The organism is Noviherbaspirillum agri (genome assembly GCF_054780595.1).
In genome coordinates, this window is the sequence record NZ_BAAGWA010000005.1 from 211,165 (window position 1) to 234,579 (window position 23,415).

Consider the following 23,415-nt stretch of genomic DNA (forward strand, 5'->3'; position numbering starts at 1 on the left):
TTACGACGAGCGCTCTTCCCTTATGGTTCCTCGTTGTTCACCGCCTTGTCGGCCAGATAGTGCTTGCGCCGGAAGAGTAAGAGCAGAACAACGACAATCATCACCATCGCCCCAATCACGATCCAGAATCCGGACTCGTCGCGCAATAGTGGGATCTCTGCGAAGTTCATGCCGAAAATTCCGGTGATCAGCGTTAGCGGCATGAACAGGGCGGTAATCACAGTCAGCGTCCGCATGATCTCGCTAGTGCGGTGAGCCATCGCTGAAAAATGGATCTGCACGGCGGACTCAATCGTCGACTCCAGTCGCTGCGCATGGTTCAGCACGCGGGTGATGTGTTCCATCACATCGTTGACCCGGACAAGAAGCAGGTCAATCGTGCGCCGGTTATCACCGGAATCCTGATTGTCGACGAGATAGTCACGCAGTTCCTGCATTGCATCGCGCTGGCCTTCGCACAGATGGTCCAGCTTACGTAGTTCAATGCGAGCGTCCAGCAGGGCATTCCAGTCGTTGAACGGGCTGCGCGGGTTGAGCAGTGCGCGCTGCCAACGGTCGATCTGACTCGTTAGCGGCTGACGCAGCGCCAGATATTGATCCACCATCGCATTCAGCAGTCGCAGCATGAGCTCTTCCGGCGAAGATGGCGGTCGCCCTGTGTAGCCGCTGCCGTCACGTTTGCCGCGCCCCTCGAGCAGCCGGTTTCGCGTCGATTCGATGGTGCGGCTGTTCGGTGCGTGTACCGTCACCAGAGCACGGTCCATGAGCAGGAAGGTGACTTGCTTTGTGGCTAGCTTCGTCAGGGCGGGAGGGATCTTGCGCTTTTTTTGCGCAGTCTCTGACTGTTCCGAGTCGCCATTGCTTCCATCGAGAGCAAGCTTGCGGAAAACCACCATTGCATAATCCTGCGTCGAATCGAAGTAGGACGGGTGGGCCCGGTTGATGGCGTCGGACAGGTGTGGGTCGTAGACGAGAACACCGGTGGCGCGGTGCACGGCGTCCCGCCATGCGATGGGGTCGGTTTCGACTTCCTCGTGTGTCGCGTCCAGCCACACAAAGCCGTCGGCGGGATTCTCAGTAGGCTGCTCTGATACCTGCCTGACGAAGTTGCCGGTAATGTGGAAAATATCCATGGAGCCTGTTTCAAGTCATGATTGCTGCGCAATCGTAACAGGCGGAAGCCGCATTGACACCGGATGGTAAGGTGATGCAGCGATGAAGACACCGGGCGACCGCCAATTGGCCACCCGGTGTCGCCGAAGAGAAGGAAATCAGCCCAGCTTCAGGCGACGCGCGATATCGCGGGCAAAATAAGTCAGCACACCGTCTGCGCCGGCGCGCTTGAAGGACAACATCGCTTCCATCATCGTCTTGTCGTGGTCAAGCCAGCCTTGCTGCGCAGCTGCCTTGATCATCGCGTATTCACCGCTGACCTGATAGGCAAAGGTCGGTACCTTGAACTCGTCTTTCACCCGGCGAACAATGTCCAGATACGGCATGCCAGGTTTGACCATGACCATGTCAGCGCCTTCGGCAAGGTCCAGAGCGACTTCGCGCAGTGCTTCATCGCTGTTGGCGGGGTCCATCTGATAGGTGGCTTTGTTGCCTTTTCCGAGGTTGGCCGCGGAACCGACGGCATCGCGGAACGGGCCGTAGAACGCCGACGCATACTTGGCCGAATAGGCCATGATGCGTGTGTGGATGAACTTGCGCGACTCCAGTGCAGTACGGATGGCGCCGACGCGACCGTCCATCATGTCCGACGGAGCGACGATATCGACGCCGGCTTCAGCCTGTGCCAGCGCCTGCTTTACCAGGATCGCGCTGGTTTCGTCGTTCAGGACGTAGCCTTCTGCATCGATGACACCGTCCTGGCCGTGGCTCGTATAGGGGTCAAGCGCAACATCAGTCAGGATCCCGAGCTCCGGGAAGCGCTGTTTCAGCTCTCGCACCGCACGCGGCACGAGGCCGTCCGGATTGATTGCTTCAATGCCGTCCGGTGTCTTCAGCGAGGCGTTAATTACGGGAAAGAGTGCCATCACCGGGATGCCAAGTGCAACACATTCCTCCGCCACCGGAAGCAACAGGTCAATGGAGAGGCGTTCCACACCGGGCATGGAGGCGACTTTCTCGCGCTGATTCTTACCATCCAGAATGAAAACGGGGTAAATCAGGTCCGCAGGAGTGAGCACATGCTCACGCACCATTGCGCGTGAAAAAGCGTCCTTGCGCATCCGGCGCATACGTACGGCTGGGAAATGATTGGCTGGAAGAGAATGTGACATGGCGGTATCGGGTGAAATAGACGCAGTTGAATAAAGTTTGTATAAATCCGTGAAACTTTTCTGAAGTTGGCCCCTCTTAGCAATAGGTGATCATTCACCTCCCGCTTCTCCTCCCTGAGCGGGGCCTATCGTGGCATTAGCGATAAGGCGTTACTGCCCTGGAGATCTTCCCCTTTCTCCAGGGTTTTTTTTGTCCGCAACTTCCTTCACTGATCGGTGCCGTTATCATTCTGGGGCGCCGCCTCATCGGTCAAACCCAGCAGATCCAGGATCCGTTGGTTTGCTTCCTCAATGCCCGTCCGCTTCAACGCCGAAAAAAGTTGGACAGTAAAAGGGAACGCCTGACCTTGCTCATCAACATAACTGCTCAATACGGTACGCGCAAGGCGCAATGCATTGGTCGATTCGTTGCGGTTGAGCTTGTCTGCCTTGGTCAGCAGGCAATGCACCGGTTTTCCGGTCGGTGCAAACCACTCCAGCATCTGGCGATCGAGGTCGGTGAACGGACGGCGCGAATCCATGATGAGCACCAGGGCAGCGAGCTGTTCACGCTTCTGGATATACGTGCCAAGCAACTCGTTCCAGTGATGCTTGGCTTCGCCGGGTACTTCGGCAAAGCCATAGCCGGGCAGGTCCACCAGCATGGCACGGATTTCCTCGACCTTGGTCGGGTCCTTGCGGTGCTGGCCGACGTGCGCGCCACCGATGGAGAAATAATTGATGTGTTGCGTACGGCCCGGCGTCTTTGACGCAAATGCCAGCTTCTTCTGGTTGCACAGGATATTGATCGCCGTCGACTTGCCGGCATTGGAGCGCCCGGCAAACGCGATTTCAGGGACTTGCGTCTTTGGCAAATCACGGAGGTGGTTCACCGTGGTGAAGAAACGGGCTTGCCAAAGTAGGGACATAGAAGGGCCAGAAAATGCAGCAAAGGGGCGAAAATGCCGGAAAGCTATTGTACAATAAGAGGTTATGTGTTGTTGCGCTGCAAAAGCTTCACGAAAGCGCCGTGACACAGATACATAGACCGCCGCAACCGGCAAGAATTTTAATATCAAGTCATCAGGGTGTTTGAATGAACCGTGCGTTTTTACCGTTTGTGAAGTCCTTGTTCGTCACGATGCTGGCGGTCTCTTCCATCGCTTCTGCGGCAGAACAGAAAGCCGCTCCGAAAGTCGACCCCGCCAAAGGCGAGGCACTGTACAACAGTGGCGATGCCGCACGCGGCGTGATTGCCTGTGTAGGTTGCCACGGTGCCGCCGGCAATTCGACCATACCGCAAAATCCGAAACTCTCCGGCCAGCACGCTGCCTACGTCGTCAAGCAACTCGCTGACTTCAAGACCCCGCAGCGCAACAACCCGGTCATGAGCGGCATTGCAAACGGCCTTAATGAAGAAGACATGAAGAATGTCGCTGCTTATCTCGAAAACCAGGCTCCGCAACCGGGTGCAGCCAAGAACAAGGACACCATCGAACTCGGCAAGAAAATTTACCGTGCCGGTATCGCAGAAAAGAACGTGCCGGCATGTGCAGGCTGCCATGGTGCCAGCGGCGCAGGTATCCCGGCCCAGTATGCGCGTCTGGCTGGCCAGCATCAGGACTACACGGTTGCACAGCTGACCGCATTCCGCCAAGGTGGCCGTACCAACAGCGTGCAGATGACGACCATTGCCAAGCGCATGCTCGATAGCGAAATTCAGGCGGTGTCCGACTACATCGCTGGCCTGAAATAATCGGGTCGAAGTAAAACAAGATGGAGGGGGTGGCAGATGCCACCCCTTTTGCTTTTGAAGAGCAGACACATGAACGTTAGTACTTCCGGTTTGCAAGTGAATACCCGGCGCCGCTGGCTGGCCGAGGTGATCGAACTGATTTCCTCCATGCGCTTTGCCATCAGTCTGCTGACGGTGATCGCAATTGCATCGGTCATTGGCACGGTGCTCAAGCAGAATGAACCGATGCCGAATTACGTGAACCAGTTCGGCCCCTTCTGGTTCGAGGTGTTCGACAAGCTTGGCCTGTTTTCAGTGTATTCGGCGTGGTGGTTCCTGCTCATCATGGGCTTCCTCGTTGTGTCGACGACCTTGTGCATCGTGCGCAATACGCCAAAGATGCTGAGGGACATGCGCAGCTGGCGCGAGAACGTGCGCGAGCAGGCGCTGCGCAATTTCCATCACAAACTGGAATGGAGCAGCAATACGTCGCTGGAAGCAACAACACAACTGCTCGTGCGCCGGGTCGTGGATGGCGGTTACAAGCTCAAGGTTGTCGACAAGGGCAATGGCCGCCTGATTGCGGCCAAGCGTGGCTCGGCCAACAAGTGGGGCTATATCCTCGCCCACAGTGCAATTGTCATCATTTGTATCGGCGGCTTGCTCGATTCCGATTTGCCGATCCGCTTCCAGCTGTGGTTCAGTGACAAGGAACCGTTTACCGGCAGCGGCGTGATTGCCGATATTCCAGCAAAACATCGTCTTGGCGCCGGCAATCCGACCTTCAGGGGCAATACCTTCCTTCCAGAAGGAGCGACGAGCAGCTCTGCAGTCCTGCCTCAGCGAGGCGGCATACTGGTGCAGGAGCTGCCGTTCTCCATTCAGTTGAAGCAGTTCACCATTGAACATTACTCGACTGGCATGCCGAAACTGTTCGCGAGCGATGTCGTGGTGCGTGACGGTGAAACCGGCAAGACCTTTGAGGCAACGATCAAGGTCAACCAGCCGCTGGTGTACAAGGGGATTGCGATCTATCAGTCGAGCTTTGACGATGGCGGCAGCAAGCTCAAGCTCACTGCTTATCCCATGACCGGTGCGCAGAAGGCGGTTTTTTCGCTTGGCGGTGAAGTAGGTGCCTCGACGCCGTTGGGCAGCAACAGCGAGTACATCGTGGAATGGACCGGCTTCCGTCCGTTCAATGTCGAGAACATGGCCGAGAGCGGGCAGGACGTGCGCGCAGTCGATCCGGGCAAAAGCTTCAACGAGAAATTCACTTCCGGACTCGACAGGCACCTTGGCTCCGCCGCGAAGAATCGGAACAACAAGGACCTGAGGAACGTCGGCCCCAGCGTGCAATACAAGTTGCGAGACAAGACGGGACAGGCGCGCGAATATCATAACTATATGCAGCCAGTACTGCTGGACGGCACGATGGTGTTCCTGAGCGGGATGAGGAATTCGCCGAACGAAGATTTTCGTTACCTGCGCATTCCGGCTGACGACAATGGCACGGTGCAGGAATGGATGCGTCTGCGAGCAGCCTTGTCCGACGCAGACTTGCGCAGCCAGGCTGCAAGTCGTTTTGCGCGGCAGGCAATGCCAGATGCGCGTGCAGGCGCAGCACCCCTGCGCGACCAGTTGCAGCAGTCGGCACTTCGCGGCCTGGAAGTGTTTGCCGGCGATGGAAAAAACGCAGGCTACGTCGCCGTAGCGGCATTCCTGGAGAAGGTGCCGGCGGCAGAACAGGAAAAGGCTGCCGACATCTTCATGAAGATCCTGAATGGCACCCTATGGGAGTTGTGGCAAGCGGCACGCGAAAAAGACGGCTTGCCAGCGATGGCAGCAGATGAGAAGCACATGCGTTTCCTGCAACTTGCGACGAATGCCCTGTCGGATGCGTCTCACTATGGTGCGCCGGTATATCTGCAACTCAATGAATTCCAGGAGATCAAAGCTTCTGTGCTGCAGGTCACGCGTTCGCCCGGCAAGAGCATCGTGTATCTCGGCTGTCTGTTCCTGACGCTCGGTGTTTTCGCCATGTTCTATATTCGCGAGCGCCGCATGTGGATTTGGCTCAAGCCGGACGGTGAAGGGCGGACGCATGCGTTGATGGCGTTGAGCACGCAACGAAAGACACTCGACTTCGAAAAGGAGTTCGAGGTGCTGAAAGAGCAGTTGCAGAAACCGGCATAATGGACAAGGGCGCATCTCGCCCTGGAATTTGGATGCGATGCCGACCGGGTGCGTCGGCAAAGTATGGAGAAAGATGATGGAACTGTTGCAATCCCAAACGTATTCCGCGCCGCCCGGCTACTTCCGGCGCCTGAGCATGATCGACTGGGCCTACGCTGCGGCGCTCGTCGCCGGTGCGCTGTTTGCGCTGAACCGATTCGGCGCGTACATGGACGTCTATGAAAAGGGGATCCTGCTCCTATCGGCGCCGACCTTTGCCTGGCTGGGCTGGCAATGGAGGCAGGTACGCTGGCTCATGGCGCTGCTCGCCATTCTGGCGCTGGCTTCGATTGCGCTCTACGGCGGGACGCTGGAATCCGCCAACAGCAAGTTCTTCCTGAAATACGCACTGTCGAGCCAATCGGCCATCCTTTGGATGAGCACGCTGTTCTTCCTGTCGACCTTGTTCTATTGGGGCGGCCTGATTACACGCTCGGAGTTCGGCGGTGCAGTTGGCAACAAGCTGACGTGGGCGGCGGTGGTCCTCGGCTTTACCGGCATGCTGGTGCGCTGGTACGAATCCTATCTCGTCGGCACCGACGTCGGGCACATTCCGATTTCCAACCTGTATGAAGTCTTCATCCTGTTCAGCCTGATCACGGCATTGTTTTATCTCTACTATGAAGAGCATTACGCGACGCGCCAGATTGGACCTTTCGTGATGCTGGTGATTTCGGCCGCCGTGGGTTTCCTGCTCTGGTACACGATCAGTCGCGAGGCGCAGGAGATCCAGCCGCTGGTGCCGGCCTTGCAGAGCTGGTGGATGAAGATCCACGTTCCGGCCAACTTTATCGGTTATGGCACGTTTGCGCTGGCCGCGATGGTGGCCTTTGCTTACCTGCTCAAGTCCCACGGGTTTCTCGAGGATCGATTGCCGGCATTGGAGTTGCTGGATGACGTGATGTACAAGGCCATTGCGGTCGGTTTTGCATTTTTCACGATTGCGACCATCCTCGGCGCCTTGTGGGCGGCAGAGGCGTGGGGCGGTTACTGGTCCTGGGATCCGAAGGAAACCTGGGCGCTGATCGTCTGGCTGAACTATGCGGCATGGCTGCACATGCGTCTGATGAAGGGCCTGCGCGGCCGTGTTTCTGCATGGTGGGCACTCGTCGGGCTGCTCGTCACGACATTCGCGTTCCTCGGTGTCAATATGTTCCTGTCTGGTTTGCATTCCTACGGTGAACTTTAAAATTTCTCGCGCCGTGATGGAATAAAGTGCCCGGTTCGGCTGTTTACCTGTCGTGCAAAGCATCGCACGCTTGATCAACCAGCCTAGCGAGGACTGTATGGATATTCGATTCTCATTCGCGGCGCCACTCCTGGCCACTTTACTTGTCGGCACCAGCGGGATTGCACTGGCCCAGATGCCGGCCAAGGTGACAGATGGTGTGTTGACCAACGCCTCCGGCATGACCTTGTATACCTTCGACAAGGACAGCTCCGGGAGCGGGAAAAGCGCCTGCAACGGCGCGTGTGCCGCCAACTGGCCGCCATTGTTGGTCAAGGATGGCGCGCAGGCCAGCGGCGACTACAGCATCGTTACGCGCGACGACGGTGCCAAGCAGTGGGCGTACAAGGGCAAGCCGCTGTACCTGTGGGTGAAGGACAAGAAGCCGGGCGACAAAACTGGCGACGGCGTCAATAACGTCTGGCATATCACCACTCCGTAAAAAGTTGTTCCGTCCATGGCCGACTTCGCCGATGAGCTGGCACTGCAGATTCCGCGGCTGCGGCGTTATGCACGCGCTCTGACACACGATGCGGCGTGGGCGGATGATCTTGTGCAGGACACGCTGGAAAGAGCGCTGCAGAGGCGCTGGATGTTTCGGTTCGGCACAAATGTTACGGCGTGGCTGCTCACCATGCTGTACCGCCTCTACCTGAATGAGGCGCCACGCCGCAGGATTATGGCCGTTCCGCTGGAGGATGTTGCCGAACCGATGGCACCGGACGACCCGGCGCAACAGATCGATATTCATCGTGCGCTGGCTCGTCTGAGCCCGGAGCATCGCGCCGTGATCGTCCTGGTCGGACTCGAACAATTGAGTTACCAGGAAGTTGCCGAAGTCCTAAATGTGCCGATTGGTACGGTCATGTCTCGGCTGGCCCGCGCGCGCGAGCAGATGCGAAAGTTGCTCTCGGAACAGCCAGTCGCGGCGGGCATATCTCCTTTAACTCGGGTCAAGTGACATGTCCAGTTCTCCAATCACCGAGATTGACCTGCACGCCCATGTAGACGGGCAGCTTGACCCCGCACGCCGCGCAGAGGTGGAAGCCTATCTGGCTGCGCACCCGGAAGCGGCCGCACAGGTGCAGGCATGGCGTACACAGAATCAGCTGCTGCATGCGGCATACGACAAGGTCATGAATGAGCCCGTGCCATTGCGTCTGAGTACCGCCGTACGGCCGCGGCGCTGGCCACGCAGTATGGCGGCAGCAGTTGCCTGGTTGAGTTGCGGTCTTGCCGCAGGATGGTTTTCTCACGCCATGCTGCAGCAACAACCTTCCGCACCCGTCGTATTCGCGGAAAGGGCTTTGGCAGCGCATGTCATATTTGCTGCCGAACAACGGCACCCGGTCGAAGTGCCTGCACAGCAGGAAGCTCATCTCGTCGCCTGGCTGTCCAAGCGATTGAGCGCACCGATCCGCGCACCGATTCTGCTGGAGCAAGGATTCTCTCTGCTCGGTGGGCGGTTGCTGCCCGGTGAGACCGCATCAGGAAATACATCGCCGCTGGCACAGCTGATGTACGAATCGACGAACGGCGAACGGCTGACGCTCACCGTACGGCATGCTGCCCACGCCCGGTCCGAAACGGGATTCGAGGTTTTGGAGCAGAATGGTGTGAGTGTGTTTTATTGGATTGACCGCGATTATGGCTATGCCTTGTCTGGCGGCATCGACAAGGCCCGGCTGCTGGAAGTTGCGCGTGCAGTCAATACGCAGCTTCGGCGCTAAACGCATGAGGCAGTGCGTGTGCTGAATGGGGCGTGCACTGTTTCTTCACATTTCATGGAGCAGCTATGTTGATCAAGCGTAATCCGAACGGGATCGACATTCCATTCGGTTCTGAAATCACTCCGCGCGCGATATTCGAATCGCGCCGCACCTTCATCAAGCAGCTTGCGCTCGGATCCATCGCCGGCGGCGCGCTGAGCGAGATGCTGCTGCGAGAGGCGTTCGCACAGGCGCCCGGAAGGCAAAAACTGGCGGCAAAAACAAACCAGGCGTTTGTCGTCATGGACAAGCCGACCGCGTACAAGGACGCGACCACCTACAACAATTTCTACGAATTCGGCACCGAGAAGTCCGACCCGGCCGAGTTTTCCGGCGTCATGCGTACTCGCCCCTGGACAGTCACGGTCGAGGGTGAGGTGAAGAAGCCGATGACACTCGACATCGACTCCTTGCTGAAGCTGGCGCCACTGGAAGAGCGAGTCTATCGCTTGCGCTGTGTGGAGGGCTGGTCGATGGTGATTCCGTGGATCGGCTATTCATTTGCTGAGCTGATCCGAAAGGTTGAGCCGAACGGCAATGCGAAGTATGTCGAATTTATTTCACTGGCCGACAAACAGCAGATGCGCGGCTTGCGCAGCCCGGTGCTTGAATGGCCCTACGTGGAAGGGCTGAGGCTTGACGAGGCGAACCATCCCCTGACCCTGCTCACTGTCGGCATGTACGGCGAGGTGCTGCCCAACCAGAACGGCGCGCCGGTGCGCATCGTGGTGCCATGGAAGTACGGATTCAAGTCTGCGAAGTCGATCGTGAAAATCCGCTTCACGCGTGACCAGCCGCGCACAGCATGGAACGTCTCGGCGCCGCAGGAGTACGGTTTCTATTCGAACGTCAACCCGAATGTCGACCACCCGCGCTGGTCGCAGGGGACTGAACGCCGGATCGGTGAAGACGGGTTCTTCACGCGGAAGCGCAAGACGCTCATGTTCAATGGCTACAGTGATGTCGCGTCACTGTACACCGGCATGGATCTGAAAAAGTTCTATTGAGTATCATGTTCAATCCCACACCGCGCCAGCTCGCGCTGTTCAAGGGCGCCGTGTTCCTTGCGGCGCTCGTCCCGTTCTGCCGGCTCGTGTTGTTTGCGTTTACCGACAGGCTGGGCGCCAATCCGATCGAGTTCATCACGCGCAATACCGGTGACTGGACACTGTACTTCCTGTGCATGACATTGGCAGTCACACCCCTGCGCCGACTAAGCGGATGGAACTGGCTCATCAGGTTACGGCGCATGCTGGGCTTGTTCGCATTCTTCTACGCGACCCTGCACTTCACTACCTTTCTTTGGTTCGACCACTTCTTCGACCTGGACGAAATGCTGAAGGACGTGGTGAAGCGCCCGTTCATTACGGTGGGATTCACCGCTTTCCTGTTACTGGTGCCATTGGCGGTGACGAGCACGAACGGCATGGTGCGCCGCCTTGGCGGCAAGCGCTGGCAGTTGCTGCATCGGCTGATCTACGTGATTGCTCCGTTGGGCATCCTGCATTTCTGGTGGATGAAGGCAGGGAAGAATGACTTTGCGCAGCCTATCCTGTTCGGCACCATTGTCGGCGTGTTGCTGCTGCTGCGCCTCTATTGGAATGTGGTGCTGCCCAGAATGCAAAAGCGCCGGACGAAGCCGGCGCCAGTGTGAATGCATGGGGGGCTGCGTAATATCAGGGCAGCACAGATTCAAGAGCGAACAGATCGCTCGGCGCTTCACGGCGGCGGATCAGGTGCACCTTGTCGCCGTCCACCATGACTTCGGCAGCACGGCCACGCGAGTTGTAGTTCGATGACATCGTCATGCCATAAGCGCCGGCCGACATGATCGCCAGCAAGTCGCCTTGTTCGATGGCGAGCGTGCGCTCGCGTGCCAGCCAGTCGCCAGATTCGCATACCGGGCCGACCACGTCGTAGGTCTTGGCCGGCGTTGCACGTTGCACCACGGGTTGAACGCCGTGCCAGGCTTCATACATGGCAGGACGCATCAGGTCGTTCATTGCCGCATTGACGATCGCGAAGTTCTTTGCCGCGCCGTGCTTCAGGAACTCGACTTCCGTCAGCAAGATGCCGGCATTGCCGACGATGGAGCGACCCGGCTCGAACATCACCTGGATCAGAGCGCCCTTGTGATTGAGCAAGCGCCATTTGTCAATCTTGGCAAACAGGCGCGTCAGATAGTCGCCGACGGCAACTGGCTTGTCGCCGTTATAGGAAATCCCGATGCCGCCGCCGATATCGAGGTGATGCATGTGAATGCCTTCCTGCGCCAGGCGGTCGACCAGTTCGGTAAGGCGGTCAAGCGCTTCCAGCAGCGGTGCATCGTCCAGAAGTTGCGAGCCGATATGGCAATCGATGCCGACCACGCGGATATGCGGCAACGTCGCAGCCATACGGTAGGCGTCCAAGGCCTCCTCATATGCGATACCGAACTTGTTTTCCTTCAGTCCCGTGGAAATATACGGGTGGGTCTTTGCATCGACATTGGGATTCACACGCAGCGAAATCGGCGCGGGTTTTCCCATCTCGCCCGCAACCTGGTTCAGGCGTACCAGTTCTGCCGTTGATTCCACGTTGAAGCAAAGGATGTCGTGTTTCAGTGCGAGGCGCATTTCCTCCTGCGTCTTGCCGACGCCCGAGAAGATCACCTTGCTCGGGTCGCCGCCTGCGGCCAGCACACGCAGCAATTCACCGCCGGACACGATATCGAAGCCGGAACCCATTCGGCTGAGCAGGTTCAGTACGGCCAGGTTGGAGTTCGACTTCACCGAGTAGCACACCAGCGCCCCGCTCGCATCACGGCGGTTTTCCTTGCAGGCGTTTGCATAGGATGAGTAGTTCTCCACGAGTGCTGCCTTGGAGTACACGTAGGTCGGACTGCCAAACTCTTTGGCGATATCGTTAAGGGGAACGCTTTCGGCGTGCAGGACGCCGTTTTGATAGGAAAAGTGGGACATGGGGGACAGCAGGTTATTTGGAAGCAGGATTCTGGCTATCGGTTTGTGCCGGGGCGGTCGGAGGTGCCGCCTGGGGTGCGGGTGTCGCTGCCGGAACCGGCTTTGCCGGCAGGTACAGCGGACCTTTTTGTCCGCATCCTGCCAGTGCAGCAAGGATTAGCATTGCGCCAATGCGCGATGGGTGCAAAACGGACTTCACGATTAGAATCACGGGTTAAAGAAACTCAACGGAGTGTAGCATGACTGAATCGGAATTCCTGGACCTGGCAGAAGAGACGATGGACGCCATCGAGGCGGCGCTGGAGCACGCAACGGATGCCGGCGAGATTGACGTGGAGTGCAGCCGCAGCGGCAATGTGCTGGATGTCGAGTTTGTCGAGAATGGTTCGAAAATCATTGTCAACAGCCAGGCGCCGATGAAGGAAATCTGGGTGGCGGCCAGATCCGGCGGCTTTCATTACCGATATGCGGAGGGGCAATGGGTGAATACTCGGGACAATTCAGAGTTGTTCTCCTCCTTGTCGAAAATGGTGAGCGATCAAGGCAGTGCAGTTGTAACACTGAGTCCGATGAAGTAAAAGAAACGGGGCCTGCACAAGCCGGCCCCGTTGTCGATTTAAGCGCCGATCAGATCAGAACAGTTCGTTCTTCACTTCATCCTTCGCCATTTCCTCTTCAGTCAAGGGCTGGTCCACCAGGCCTAGGCTGCGTACACCGGTCCCCGGCGGGTTTTCCGCGTAAAAATAGTCTGCTCCGACCTGGATAACGCCTTCCGGTGCAGAACGTTCCACAATCGGGACATCCTTGAGTGCCTTCTGCATGTAACCGATCCAGATGGGAAGGGCTAGTCCGCCACCGGTTTCCTTATTGCCCAGATTTTTCGGCTGGTCGAAACCCATCCAGGCAACACCAACGATCTTTGGATGGTACCCGGCAAACCAGGCGTCGAAGGAGTCATTCGTGGTCCCGGTCTTGCCAGCGATGTCGGGGCGCTGCAAGGAGAGCGCCTTGGTCGCGGTGCCGAACTTGACGACATCCTGCATCATGCTGTCCATCAGGAAGGCATTGCGCTCGTCGATGACGCGGTTGGCATCATCGCCAGCGCGGTCCGGGTTGGCCTGCGATAGTACTCGACCTTCCGCATCCGTGACTTTCGAAATGATGTACGGGCTTACTTTATAGCCGCCATTCGCAAAGACCGCATACGCTCCGGCCAGCTGCAGCGGGGTCACTGCACCGGCACCCAAGGCAAGGGTGAGGTAAGGCGGGTTTTTGTCCGCCTCGAATCCGAACCGTGTCGCGTATTCCTGTCCGTAGCGTGCGCCGATCTTGTTGAGGATGCGAATCGAGACCATGTTCTTGGACTTCGTCAGGCCTTTGCGCATCGACATCGGACCATCGTACTTGCCGTCGTAGTTCTTCGGCTCCCATGCCTGCCCGCCAGTCTGGCCGGCATCAAAGCTGATCGGGCTGTCGGCGATCATGGTTGCCGGTGACAGGCCTTTCTCCAGCGATGCCGAATAAATGAAGGGCTTGAACGAGGATCCTGGTTGACGCCATGCTTGCGTGACATGGTTGAACTTGTTGCGATTGAAATCGAAGCCGCCCACCAATGCGCGAATCGCTCCATCTTCTGTATTGGCTGCAATGAATGCCGACTCGACTTCCGGCATCTGGGTGATGATCCAGGCTCGGTTCTCTTGGGTCACGCGGATGATGGCACCGCGCTTGACGCGCCGGTTCGGCGGCGCCTTGGCACTCAGCAGAGGCGCAGCGAAGGTCAGCCCCGGTCCGGCGATGGTGATCTCCTCGCCCGATGCGAGAATGGCTCTGACGTTCTTAGGCGAAGCTTCAAGCACGACTGCAGCAACGATATCATCGCTGTCCGGATGTTCGGCGAGCTCGACTTCGATCGCATTGTCCGCTTCCTCTTTCGATTCCGGAATCTCCATGTAGCCTTCCGGCCCGCGGTAGCCATGACGCTTCTCGTAATCCATCACGCCTTTGCGCAGTGCGAGATAAGCCGCATCCTGGTCGGCCTTGGTAATCGTCGTATAAACATTCAAGCCGCGGGTATAGGCTTCTTCCTTGAATTGTTCATAGACAAGCTGTCGCGTCATCTCGGCTACATACTCCGCATGCACACCGAACTCGCTGGTGCCGGTCTTGATCTTGAGCGTCTGTTCCCTTGCCTTCTCATATTCATCGGCACTGATGTACCCGAGATGGAACATTCGCTGCAGGATGTATTGCTGCCGTGCCCGTGCGCGCTTCGGATTGGCGACCGGGTTGTACGCTGACGGAGCTTTCGGCAGGCCCGCGAGCATGGCGGCTTCAGCAATCGTCAGCTCAGACAGCTTCTTGCCGAAGTAGATCTGTGCGGCCGACGAGAATCCATAGGCGCGCTGTCCCAGATAGATCTGGTTCATGTACACCTCGAGAATCTGGTCTTTCGACAGGTTCTGTTCGATTTTCCAGGCCAGCAGGATTTCGTAGATTTTCCGCTTGAACGTTTGTTCGCTCGAGAGGAAGAAGTTGCGGGCGACTTGTTGCGTGATTGTGGATGCGCCCTGCTTGGAACTGTTGGTCAGGTTGTGCAGTGCTGCACGCGCAATGCCGACGTAGTCAACACCACTATGGGCATAAAAGCGGTCGTCCTCAATCGCGAGCACCGCTTTCTTCATGATGTCTGGGACTTCGTTGATGCGCACCAGATTGCGTCGCTCTTCGCCGAATTCCCCAATCAGCACGTTATCTGCGGAGAAAATCCGCAACGGAATCTTGGGCCGGTAATCGGTTAGCGAATCGAGGGCAGGCAGGTTCGGGTAAGCCATCACCAGTGCGAAGGCGACGATCAACACAACAGTGACTGCGAGGCCGGCGGCGATACCGAAAAGGCCGAGTGCCAAGCGCAGGGGCAGAGGAAACCGACGCTTTGGGGCTTTCTTGGAAGCGCCACCTGCGGATTTTTGACGGGTCATTCAGGGCTACGGATGAAGATGGAGGAACGTGGGGATTATAACGGGGTGCAACGCCTTTTCAGATTGCAAAAAACCCAATTGTTCTTAGTCGACAACGTGGACTTTTGGCAACGCAGTTACAAATTACTCGTCGGAAATTGCTTTACACCCGTCGAAGCTTATTGCTAGGATTTAATGTAACGTTGGATATATATCACCTAAATACAGGTTTTTAAACGGATTTTTTGAGCATTTGGCTATTCGCTCATTCGACATCCAAATAAGTGGTGCGTTCACGCAATAAACCACATTTTCGGGGAGAGCAACCCTTGGCCTTTGATTTTGGATCGTTACTCGGCAAGAAGAGTCCACCGTTGATCGGCCTGGATATCAGTACCTCGGGCGTTAAACTCGTCGAATTGTCTGAATCAGGTAAGAACGAATTTCGGTTGGAACGCTTCGCAAGCGAGCCCTTGCCGCGCGGCGCCGTCGTCGACGGCAACATCGAGAATATCGAGCAAGTTTCCGAAGCCGTACGCCGCGTCTGGAAAAAGAGCGGAACGCGCGCCAAGCACGCAGCAATAGCGATGCCGCCTGCGGCGGTCATCACGAAAAAAATCGTGCTGCCTGCTGGCTTGTCGGAAGGCGAGCTTGAAGTTCAGGTTGAAAGCGAAGCGAATCAGTACATTCCTTTCGCGCTGGACGAGGTGAGTTTGGACTTTGATGTCATTGGCCCGGCGCCGAATGCGCCGGAAGATGTCGAGGTCCTCATTGCGGCGACACGGAAGGAGAAGGTCGAAGACCGGGTCGCAGTGGTAGAGGCGGCTGGCTTGAAACCGATGGTGATGGATATTGAGTCCTACGCCGCCCGTGCTGCAATTGACCGCATTACTGCTCAGCTGCCGAAGGGCGGACAGGGGCAGATTGTCGCGTTACTTCAGATCGGCGCGCAGGTCACCCATGTATCGATGCTGCTCGACGGGCAGGCGATCTATGAACGCGAGCAGCCCTTCGGTGGAAATCAGCTGACGCAGGATATCGTTCGAACCTACGGTCTGCCGTTTGAAGAGGCCGAGGTAAAGAAAATAGCGGGCGATCTCCCGGATGGCTATGACCGTGAGCTGTTGGAGCCCTTTTTGGAGAACGTCGCCTTGGAGGTGACTCGGGCTATTCAGTTCTTCTTTACTTCTACGCCGTACACGAGGATCGACCAGATTTTCCTTGCGGGCGGTTGCGCCAACCTTCCTGGCATTGTGGAGCTGGTCGCAGATCGCACCAAGGTCTCCACTTCAGTGGTAAGTCCATTCAAGGGTATGCAAGTTGCGCCTAACGTGCGCGAGAAACAGCTGCGAGCCGAAGCCCCTTCTTATTTGGTCGCATGTGGATTAGCGATGCGGAGGTTTGACGAATGATCCGGATTAACCTCCTTCCTCATCGTGAGGAGAAACGCAAACAACGCAAGGCTGCGTTCGTGCGATTGCTTGTGCTCTGCGCACTTGCAGGCGGTGCGGTCGTACTTGCGGGAAGTGGTTTCCTGGCCGCGCAGATCGCGAACCAGACGCAACGCAATGAGTTCATCAAGGCTGAGAATGCCAAGCTCGATGCGCAAATCAAGGAGATCGCGACATTGAAGCAGGAAATCGAAGCGCTCAAGGCACGGCAGCAGGCGGTCGAAGATTTGCAGAGTGATCGTAACCAACCTGTCTATTTGATGGATGAACTGGTAAAGCAGGTTCCGGAGGGCGTCTATCTCCGCTCGTTCAAACAGGACGGTCAGCGCGTTGCACTGAACGGGTATGCGCAGTCAAACGAGCGTGTATCGGAACTGCTTCGCAACTTTGGCAATAACTCGCCGTGGCTGGAACGTCCGGATCTGGTTGAGATTCGGTCGTCCACTGCCGGGCAAGGCAAGGATGCGAAAAAAGTATTCGAGTTCACAGTCAACGTCGGGATCAAGCGTCCGCGCGACAAGGAGCAGGCAGCTCAAGTTGCGCAAGGTGCAGCACCGAAGCGCCCCTGAAACGAAAGACGCACTATGGCAGATCTGAAGAAAATTGGAGAGTCCGTTTCCGCTCAGTTTCGCGGTCTGAACGGACGGGACCCCGGGCAATGGCCGGTAATTCCGCGGATGTTGTGCGGGCTCGGTACTTTGGCGGGTGTAGTCGTGCTGGGTTGGTTCCTTTATTTGAGTGGCCAAAAGGAGGAGCTTGAAGCCGGCGAACAGGAAGAGGTTCAGCTAAGGGAAGCCTATCAGAGCAAGATCCGGCAGGCTATTAATCTCGAAGGCCTTCGCAAGCAAAAAGAACAGGTCGGAGAGTATGTGTCTACCTTGGAAAAGCAATTGCCGAGCAAGGCTGAAATGGATGCATTGCTGTCCGATATCAACCAAGCCGGCCTAGGCCGAGGGTTGCAGTTCGAGCTGTTCAAGCCAGGGCAAGTCGTTGTGAAAGATTACTATGCCGAGCTGCCAATTACCATCAAGGTGACCGGCAATTACCATGATGTGGGAGCATTTACCAGCGACATCGCTAATCTGCCGCGTATCGTCACGTTGAATAACTTGAGTCTCAAGAGCGGTAAAGACAATATTCTCACTCTCGATGCAACTGCGAAAACGTTCCGGTATCTCGATAGCGAGGAAGTTGCCGCACAACGTAAGGCTGCGACGCAACGCAAGGCAAAGGGGGCGAAAAAATGACGATCTTTCGTATGAAGGCTCTTGCCCCAGCCATTGTTCTTCTCACATCCTTGTCTGGATGCGGGGATGGCGAGGAGCAAGAGGTTCGGCAGTGGATGGAGGATGTGCGTCGTCAAACACCGGTAAGCGTGCAGAAAGTCGCCGAGCCAAAAACATTTACTCCCTTTGTGTATGAGCACAAGGAAGACGTCGATCCTTTTAGCCCAGTCAAACTTGCTGTCGCATTGGCAAAGCTGGACACAAAGTCTGACAGTGCTTTGAAGCCGGACCTCGACCGGCGCAAGGAGCCACTGGAAGAGTTCCCTCTTGACGCACTCAAGATGGTAGGAACCTTGCAAAAAACCGGCTTGAGCTATGCACTTCTGCAGGTGGACAAATCAGTGTTTCAGGTAAAGGTCGGAAATTACATTGGGCAGAACTTCGGGATGGTTACGAAGATCTCCGACACCGAAGTGGAGTTAAGGGAAATCGTTCGCGATGCGGCCGGCGACTGGGTCGAGCGTAAAGCCAAGTTAGAGTTGCAGGAGAGTGCAAAATGATGGGCGTCACAAAAAACAATTCACAAGTGAGCGCAATCGCGCGCAAGTTCTGGCAGCAATGTGTCGTCGCAAGCGTTGCATTAGCCTGCAGTTTGGCTCAGGCGCAAGAGAATGCGATCGACTCAGTCAACGCGAATCAGCAGGGATCAAACGTCATCGTCAAGGTGACGTTGAAAAACCCCGTGAAGAAACCACCGATCGGTTTTTCCATCACGAGCCCGGCGCGTATTGCACTCGACTTTGCGGCGACCGCTAATGCTACCGGCAAGACGACGCAGGATATCAACCTGGGAGACGTCCGTAGCGTCAATCTGGTCCAGGCGGGTGAGCGCTCGCGCTTGGTGTTCAACCTGCTTCGCCCCCTGAACTATGCGACCACTGTTGAAGGCAATACTGTGATCGTCACCATAGACGGCTCAGGTGGTGTGGCTACAGCAGTAAATGCGGCTGGCGTTCCGGTTGCCGACCAGGCTCCGTTAGCTGGGAAGCCTCAGCTACGCGATATTGATTTCCGTCGTGGCGCAAACGGTGAAGGACGAATCGTTGTCGACCTGCCGAGTAATCAGATCGCCGTAGATGTCCGTCAGCAAGGGCAGGCAATCATGGTGGACTTCTTGAAAGCTGGTTTGCCGGAAGTACTTCGCCGCCGCCTTGATGTGACTGATTTCGGAACGCCGGTGCAAATGATCACGACGTCGTCTCAAGGCGAAAATGTGCGTATGCGCATCGAGGCGAACGGGTTGTGGGAGCACAGTGCATACCAGAGCGACACGCAGCTTGTCGTTGAAGTAAAACCGATCAAGGAAGATCCGAACAAGCTGGTGCAAGGTACACAGGGCTACCGCGGAGAACGCCTTTCCCTGAACTTCCAGAACGTCGAGGTGCGTGCCGTTCTTCAGGTTATTGCTGATTTCACCGGGCTGAACATCATCACAAGCGATACTGTCAGCGGCAACCTGACGCTTCGTCTGAAGGATGTGCCTTGGGACCAGGCGCTTGACATCGTGATGCAGGCGAAAGGCCTCGACATGCGGAAGAACGGTTCGGTGCTCTGGATTGCTCCAAAGGATGAACTCCTGACGAAGGAGAAGCTGGAACTGGAGCAGAAGGCGCAGATCGCGGAGCTTGAGCCGTTGCGAACCGAAACATTCCAGCTGAATTACCAGAAGGCGGAGGCATTCAAGCAGATTTTCGGCATCGAAGGTGGCGGCAGCGGACGCAGCATCCTGTCCAAGCGGGGCAGTGCAGTGGTTGATCCCAGAACCAACCAGATATTCATAACGGATATCCAGTCGAAACTTGACGAGGTACGTAAGCTGGTTCAAAAGACCGATATCGCAAGCCGTCAGGTGCTTATCGAGGCACGAATTGTCGAGGCAAATGATACGTTTAGCCGAAATCTGGGAGCGAAACTGGCTTTTGGCTTGCAGACAACGCCAAATGGAAGAATCTTTGAGGCGAGCGGTCAGCAAACCGGCACAGTAAGCGCAGCAGGTGGATCATCAAGTAATGCGCCTGGCCTTAATTCTCCGGCATTGGCAACAGTAAATGGCAACCCAGTAAATCTCCCTGCAAATGGTATTGGCGGCTACAACCCTGGGTCTCTTGCACTAACACTCTTTAATGCGGCTGCAACGCGATTCATCGGCTTGGAACTCTCAGCTCTGGAAGCGGACGGGAAAGGAAAGATTATCTCCAGCCCTCGTGTCGTTACTGCGGATCAGTTGAAAGCTCTTATTGAGCAAGGAACGGAATTGCCGTATCAGCAGGCAACCAGCAGTGGCGCGACGAGTGTTGCCTTCCGGAAGGCAAACCTGAAGCTCGAAGTGACTCCGCAAATTACGCCGGATGGCAACGTGATTCTTGATGTTGACGTGAACAAAGATAGCGTTGGCCGCGAAACGCTTTCCGGTTTTGCAATCGACACTAAACATGTGAAAACCCAGGTATTGATCGACAACGGCGGCACAGTGGTGATTGGCGGTATCTTCCAGCAAACTGAGCGCGATGCAGTCACCAAGGTACCGCTTTTTGGCGATATCCCGGTTCTGGGGCACCTCTTCAAAACGACAGGCGTCACGAATGAGAAGACCGAACTGCTCATTTTCCTGACTCCGAAGATCGTGGACGAGAAGCTTTCCGTTCGTTAAACTAGCTCGCTCAGTGAGCAGGATGTCAAGAATCGAGAAAGAGCTTCTAAAGCGTGCAGGGAAATATTTTTCTAATCGGCCTGATGGGCGCCGGCAAGACCACCGTCGGTCGGGCCTTAGCCAGAAAGCTGAACAAGCGATTTATCGATTCTGACCACGAGATCGAGGCGCGTACAGGCGTCTCGATCCCACTTATCTTCGAGATTGAAGGCGAGGCCAGCTTCCGCCAACGTGAATCGGAAGTGATTCGCGATCTGACTTCACAGTCGGACATCGTACTGGCTACGGGTGGGGGAGCAATCCTCAAGCCCGAGAATCGTGAGTACCTGAAAACCCGCGGCACCGTGATTTACCTGCGTGCCAGCATCAATAGCATCCTCCAGCGCACCAGCCACGACAAGAACCGGCCCTTGCTCCAGACTGCCGATCCCCGCCAGCGGCTTGAACAGTTGTCACGCGAACGCGAGCCTTATTACCTTGAGCTTGCCGACTTCGTCATCGAAACAGGACGACCTAACGTACAATCGCTGGTACAGACGATTGTTACGCAGCTGGAACGCCGGCCAAAGGCAATCGCGGACGACGATAAGCCAAACCCAACTTCGTAAAAAGACACATGACAAAGCAGCTAACCGCCCCGATCACATTGAAAGTCGACCTCGGGGACCGAAGCTATCCGATTACGATCGGCGAATGTCTCCTGGATGATCCGAGTCTCGTCAGCCGGCAAATAACTGGTCGGCGGGTCGCAATCGTTACCAACACCACTGTTGCCCCCCTCTACTTGGAAAGGCTGAGCAAGGCGCTTGTCGCAGCGGGCAAGCAGGTGACAAGTGTCGTCCTGCCGGATGGAGAGGAGGAAAAGAACTGGGGCAGCCTGATGCAGGTGTTCGACGTGCTCCTCTCTGAGAAATGCGACCGCAAGACGACCTTGGTTGCCTTGGGCGGAGGCGTCATCGGCGACTTGACCGGTTTTGGTGCTGCAACCTATATGCGCGGCGTGCCATTTGTGCAGGTGCCTACCACATTGCTGGCCCAGGTCGATTCGTCCGTGGGCGGCAAGACGGGAATCAACCACCCACTCGGGAAGAACATGATCGGCGCGTTTTACCAGCCGCAAGCGGTGATTGCTGATACGACCACCCTGAACACCTTGTCCGATCGAGAATTGTCCGCTGGCTTGGCCGAGGTGATCAAGCACGGTGCCATTATTGATGCGCACTTCTTCGATTGGATCGAGACCAACATTGCGAAGCTACTGGACCGAGAAACTACGGCAATCGCACATGCAATCCAGCGTTCATGCGAAATCAAGGCTGACGTCGTTCGGCAGGACGAGCGCGAGGGCGGGTTGCGTGCAATCCTCAATTTCGGTCACACCTTTGGCCATGCGATTGAGGCCGGTTTGGGATATGGCGAATGGCTGCATGGAGAAGCAGTCGGTTGCGGGATGGTCATGGCGGCAGACTTGTCGGAGCGACTTGGGTTTATTGACGAGGCAACGAGGAGCCGGGTAACCGAGCTCGTGCGGGCGGCCGGACTTCCGGTGGTCGCTCCTGACCTGGGTGTTGACCGCTGGCTGGAGTTGATGCAGGTCGACAAGAAGAATGAGGGCGGACAGATCAAGTTCATTCTTCTCAAACCGCTCGGAACTGCGGTGATCATGCCTGCACCGCAAGATGCACTACTCGCCACACTGAAGGCCTGCGTCGCGAAATGAACTTCGAAGCCCACCTCGCACCATATGCCGCCAGTTCTGCGGCATCGCGAGGGCGGCGCTTTCCTGAGGCGGCCCCTGCATCACGTACCGAGTTCCAGCGTGACCGGGACCGGATCATCCACTCGACCGCATTTCGCCGGCTCGAATACAAGACCCAGGTTTTCCTCAACCACGAGGGCGACCTCTTCCGGACTCGCCTGACCCACAGTATCGAAGTCGCACAGATCGCACGTTCCATCGCGCGTAACCTGCGCCTGAACGAAGACCTGGTTGAAGCGATCTCCCTTGCCCACGATCTCGGACACACACCGTTCGGACATGCTGGCCAGGAGGCGCTGAACGGGTGCATGAAGAATTATGGCGGCTTCGAACACAATCTTCAGAGCTTGCGAGTCGTAGACGAACTTGAGGAGCACTACGGTGCGTTTAACGGACTGAACCTCATGTTCGAAACACGCGAAGGCGTCCTCAAGCATTGTTCTGCGGCGAATGCAACCAGGCTGGGCGACATCGGTCAGCGTTTTATCGACAATAAGCAACCCACGCTGGAGGCGCAACTCACGAATCTGGCCGATGAGATCGCCTATAACAACCATGACATCGATGATGGTCTTCGGTCTGGGCTCCTTACAACTACCCAGTTGGGCGAAGTCGATTTCTGGGCGCGTCATCGTAGCGAGGTCGAGTCTGTCTACCCGGGAATCAACGGTCGGCGTGCTGTACATGAAACGATTCGTCGCATGATCAACGCATTGATTGTCGATCTCATCCAGACCTCACAAGCACGCATCCAGGAAGTTCAGCTAAAGCACGTCGACGATGTGCGCAATGCGCCACCGCTCATCGCTTTCTCGGACGAGATGCGCAAGGAAGCCGTGCTGCTCCAGCGATTCTTGCGCCAGAACCTTTATCAGCACTACCAGGTAAATCGCATGACGAGCAAGGCACGGCGGATCGTCAGGGAGCTGTTCGATGCCTTCATGCAGGAGCCGAGCTTGCTGCCGCTCGATTATCAGGTACACGCAAGCGACGGTGGCCCCGAACGCGAGCGCACCCAATCCCGGAAAGTCGCCGACTATATTGCCGGCATGACGGATCGGTATGCAATGCGCGAGCATCGCCGCTTGTTCATGATCGGCGAGATCTAATCAATCTTCTTG

General features: G+C 56.6%; 21 protein-coding genes and 1 pseudogene. 16 read left to right on the forward strand and 6 right to left on the reverse strand.

Annotation, left to right across the window (positions count from 1 at the left end):
• Positions 1-20: 20 nt before the first annotated feature.
• The 3 genes from ACYVIA_RS11605 to yihA form a co-directional block, all read right to left on the reverse strand.
• Entirely contained in the window at positions 21-1,133 is a 1,113-nt protein-coding gene (locus tag ACYVIA_RS11605; RefSeq protein ID WP_460840904.1) for a magnesium transporter CorA family protein, read from the reverse strand.
• A 138-nt stretch (positions 1,134-1,271) separates the two neighbouring features.
• Entirely contained in the window at positions 1,272-2,285 is a 1,014-nt protein-coding gene (gene hemB / locus ACYVIA_RS11610; protein WP_460840906.1) for a porphobilinogen synthase, read from the reverse strand.
• A gap of 206 nt (positions 2,286-2,491) precedes the next feature.
• Positions 2,492-3,193 (reverse strand): ribosome biogenesis GTP-binding protein YihA/YsxC, encoded by a 702-nt coding sequence (gene yihA, locus ACYVIA_RS11615; protein ID WP_460841083.1) that lies wholly within the window; start codon positions 3,191-3,193, stop codon positions 2,492-2,494.
• A gap of 167 nt (positions 3,194-3,360) precedes the next feature.
• Here yihA and ACYVIA_RS11620 point away from each other — a divergent pair, with 167 nt between their 5' ends.
• The 8 genes from ACYVIA_RS11620 to ACYVIA_RS11655 all read left to right on the forward strand — a co-directional run bounded on the left by ACYVIA_RS11620 (position 3,361) and on the right by ACYVIA_RS11655 (position 10,882).
• Positions 3,361-4,020: a c-type cytochrome gene (locus ACYVIA_RS11620; protein ID WP_460840908.1), complete on the forward strand. Its 660-nt coding sequence runs from the start codon at positions 3,361-3,363 to the stop codon at positions 4,018-4,020.
• A 69-nt stretch (positions 4,021-4,089) separates the two neighbouring features.
• A complete protein-coding gene (locus ACYVIA_RS11625) occupies positions 4,090-6,192 on the forward strand; it encodes a cytochrome c biogenesis protein ResB (protein WP_460840910.1) in 2,103 nt (700 codons plus the stop codon).
• Between the two features lie 76 nt (positions 6,193-6,268).
• A complete protein-coding gene (gene ccsB / locus ACYVIA_RS11630) occupies positions 6,269-7,420 on the forward strand; it encodes a c-type cytochrome biogenesis protein CcsB (protein WP_460841084.1) in 1,152 nt (383 codons plus the stop codon).
• Positions 7,421-7,517: 97 nt separating this feature from the next.
• Positions 7,518-7,901 (forward strand): COG4315 family predicted lipoprotein, encoded by a 384-nt coding sequence (locus ACYVIA_RS11635; protein WP_460840912.1) that lies wholly within the window; start codon positions 7,518-7,520, stop codon positions 7,899-7,901.
• A gap of 15 nt (positions 7,902-7,916) precedes the next feature.
• Positions 7,917-8,420, forward strand: a complete 504-nt coding sequence (locus ACYVIA_RS11640) for a sigma-70 family RNA polymerase sigma factor (RefSeq protein WP_460840914.1) — start codon at positions 7,917-7,919, stop codon at positions 8,418-8,420.
• A gap of 1 nt (position 8,421) precedes the next feature.
• The gene (locus ACYVIA_RS11645) at positions 8,422-9,189 is read left to right on the forward strand and encodes an anti-sigma factor family protein (protein WP_460840916.1); all 768 of its coding nucleotides are present in this window, start codon (positions 8,422-8,424) and stop codon (positions 9,187-9,189) included.
• A 65-nt stretch (positions 9,190-9,254) separates the two neighbouring features.
• Positions 9,255-10,235 (forward strand): protein-methionine-sulfoxide reductase catalytic subunit MsrP, encoded by a 981-nt coding sequence (msrP, locus tag ACYVIA_RS11650; RefSeq protein ID WP_460840918.1) that lies wholly within the window; start codon positions 9,255-9,257, stop codon positions 10,233-10,235.
• A gap of 5 nt (positions 10,236-10,240) precedes the next feature.
• Positions 10,241-10,882, forward strand: a complete 642-nt coding sequence (locus ACYVIA_RS11655) for a protein-methionine-sulfoxide reductase heme-binding subunit MsrQ (protein ID WP_460840919.1) — start codon at positions 10,241-10,243, stop codon at positions 10,880-10,882.
• 22 nt (positions 10,883-10,904) lie between these two features.
• Here ACYVIA_RS11655 and lysA read toward each other — a convergent pair whose 3' ends face one another.
• Together lysA and lptM are read right to left on the reverse strand one after the other, a co-directional pair.
• On the reverse strand, positions 10,905-12,188 hold the full coding sequence (gene lysA / locus ACYVIA_RS11660; RefSeq protein ID WP_460840921.1) for a diaminopimelate decarboxylase: 1,284 nt from the start codon (positions 12,186-12,188) through the stop codon (positions 10,905-10,907).
• A 13-nt stretch (positions 12,189-12,201) separates the two neighbouring features.
• The gene (gene lptM / locus ACYVIA_RS11665; protein WP_460840923.1) at positions 12,202-12,399 is read right to left on the reverse strand and encodes an LPS translocon maturation chaperone LptM; all 198 of its coding nucleotides are present in this window, start codon (positions 12,397-12,399) and stop codon (positions 12,202-12,204) included.
• Between the two features lie 28 nt (positions 12,400-12,427).
• Here lptM and cyaY point away from each other — a divergent pair, with 28 nt between their 5' ends.
• The gene (gene cyaY, locus ACYVIA_RS11670; RefSeq protein WP_460840925.1) at positions 12,428-12,766 is read left to right on the forward strand and encodes an iron donor protein CyaY; all 339 of its coding nucleotides are present in this window, start codon (positions 12,428-12,430) and stop codon (positions 12,764-12,766) included.
• Positions 12,767-12,820: 54 nt separating this feature from the next.
• On the opposite strand, the gene ACYVIA_RS11675 is transcribed toward cyaY, so the two are convergent.
• Entirely contained in the window at positions 12,821-15,169 is a 2,349-nt protein-coding gene (locus ACYVIA_RS11675; RefSeq protein ID WP_460840927.1) for a penicillin-binding protein 1A, read from the reverse strand.
• Positions 15,170-15,477: 308 nt separating this feature from the next.
• Here ACYVIA_RS11675 and ACYVIA_RS11680 point away from each other — a divergent pair, with 308 nt between their 5' ends.
• The 7 genes and pseudogenes from ACYVIA_RS11680 to ACYVIA_RS11710 all read left to right on the forward strand — a co-directional run bounded on the left by ACYVIA_RS11680 (position 15,478) and on the right by ACYVIA_RS11710 (position 23,403).
• Positions 15,478-16,560, forward strand: coding sequence for a pilus assembly protein PilM (locus ACYVIA_RS11680; RefSeq protein ID WP_460840929.1), 1,083 nt, complete (start codon positions 15,478-15,480; stop codon positions 16,558-16,560).
• Positions 16,557-17,168 carry a PilN domain-containing protein gene (locus tag ACYVIA_RS11685; RefSeq protein ID WP_460840931.1) on the forward strand — a complete coding sequence of 204 codons (612 nt, stop codon included), beginning with the start codon at positions 16,557-16,559 and terminating at the stop codon, positions 17,166-17,168. Before ACYVIA_RS11680 ends, ACYVIA_RS11685 begins: the two co-directional genes overlap by 4 nt.
• Before the next feature lie 15 nt (positions 17,169-17,183).
• The gene (locus ACYVIA_RS11690) at positions 17,184-17,846 is read left to right on the forward strand and encodes a type IV pilus inner membrane component PilO (RefSeq protein ID WP_460840933.1); all 663 of its coding nucleotides are present in this window, start codon (positions 17,184-17,186) and stop codon (positions 17,844-17,846) included.
• Positions 17,843-18,385 carry a pilus assembly protein PilP gene (locus ACYVIA_RS11695; RefSeq protein WP_460840934.1) on the forward strand — a complete coding sequence of 181 codons (543 nt, stop codon included), beginning with the start codon at positions 17,843-17,845 and terminating at the stop codon, positions 18,383-18,385. Before ACYVIA_RS11690 ends, ACYVIA_RS11695 begins: the two co-directional genes overlap by 4 nt.
• The gene (gene pilQ / locus ACYVIA_RS11700) at positions 18,385-20,535 is read left to right on the forward strand and encodes a type IV pilus secretin PilQ (protein ID WP_460841085.1); all 2,151 of its coding nucleotides are present in this window, start codon (positions 18,385-18,387) and stop codon (positions 20,533-20,535) included. The genes ACYVIA_RS11695 and pilQ overlap by 1 nt, the downstream gene beginning before the upstream one ends.
• A gap of 53 nt (positions 20,536-20,588) precedes the next feature.
• Positions 20,589-22,255, forward strand: a pseudogene (gene aroKB / locus ACYVIA_RS11705) (bifunctional shikimate kinase/3-dehydroquinate synthase AroKB).
• On the forward strand, positions 22,252-23,403 hold the full coding sequence (locus tag ACYVIA_RS11710) for a deoxyguanosinetriphosphate triphosphohydrolase (protein ID WP_460840936.1): 1,152 nt from the start codon (positions 22,252-22,254) through the stop codon (positions 23,401-23,403). Before aroKB ends, ACYVIA_RS11710 begins: the two are co-directional and overlap by 4 nt.
• Positions 23,404-23,415 lie beyond the last annotated feature (12 nt).

Coding starts and splice junctions, on each gene's coding strand:
- ACYVIA_RS11605 (WP_460840904.1), bottom strand. CDS start 1,133: ATGGATATTTTCCACATTACCGGCAACTTCGTCAGGCAGGTATCAGAG.
- hemB (WP_460840906.1), bottom strand. CDS start 2,285: ATGTCACATTCTCTTCCAGCCAATCATTTCCCAGCCGTACGTATGCGC.
- yihA (WP_460841083.1), bottom strand. CDS start 3,193: ATGTCCCTACTTTGGCAAGCCCGTTTCTTCACCACGGTGAACCACCTC.
- ACYVIA_RS11620 (WP_460840908.1), top strand. CDS start 3,361: ATGAACCGTGCGTTTTTACCGTTTGTGAAGTCCTTGTTCGTCACGATG.
- ACYVIA_RS11625 (WP_460840910.1), top strand. CDS start 4,090: ATGAACGTTAGTACTTCCGGTTTGCAAGTGAATACCCGGCGCCGCTGG.
- ccsB (WP_460841084.1), top strand. CDS start 6,269: ATGGAACTGTTGCAATCCCAAACGTATTCCGCGCCGCCCGGCTACTTC.
- ACYVIA_RS11635 (WP_460840912.1), top strand. CDS start 7,518: ATGGATATTCGATTCTCATTCGCGGCGCCACTCCTGGCCACTTTACTT.
- ACYVIA_RS11640 (WP_460840914.1), top strand. CDS start 7,917: ATGGCCGACTTCGCCGATGAGCTGGCACTGCAGATTCCGCGGCTGCGG.
- ACYVIA_RS11645 (WP_460840916.1), top strand. CDS start 8,422: ATGTCCAGTTCTCCAATCACCGAGATTGACCTGCACGCCCATGTAGAC.
- msrP (WP_460840918.1), top strand. CDS start 9,255: ATGTTGATCAAGCGTAATCCGAACGGGATCGACATTCCATTCGGTTCT.
- ACYVIA_RS11655 (WP_460840919.1), top strand. CDS start 10,241: ATGTTCAATCCCACACCGCGCCAGCTCGCGCTGTTCAAGGGCGCCGTG.
- lysA (WP_460840921.1), bottom strand. CDS start 12,188: ATGTCCCACTTTTCCTATCAAAACGGCGTCCTGCACGCCGAAAGCGTT.
- cyaY (WP_460840925.1), top strand. CDS start 12,428: ATGACTGAATCGGAATTCCTGGACCTGGCAGAAGAGACGATGGACGCC.
- ACYVIA_RS11675 (WP_460840927.1), bottom strand. CDS start 15,169: ATGACCCGTCAAAAATCCGCAGGTGGCGCTTCCAAGAAAGCCCCAAAG.
- ACYVIA_RS11685 (WP_460840931.1), top strand. CDS start 16,557: ATGATCCGGATTAACCTCCTTCCTCATCGTGAGGAGAAACGCAAACAA.
- ACYVIA_RS11690 (WP_460840933.1), top strand. CDS start 17,184: ATGGCAGATCTGAAGAAAATTGGAGAGTCCGTTTCCGCTCAGTTTCGC.
- ACYVIA_RS11695 (WP_460840934.1), top strand. CDS start 17,843: ATGACGATCTTTCGTATGAAGGCTCTTGCCCCAGCCATTGTTCTTCTC.
- pilQ (WP_460841085.1), top strand. CDS start 18,385: ATGGGCGTCACAAAAAACAATTCACAAGTGAGCGCAATCGCGCGCAAG.
- ACYVIA_RS11710 (WP_460840936.1), top strand. CDS start 22,252: ATGAACTTCGAAGCCCACCTCGCACCATATGCCGCCAGTTCTGCGGCA.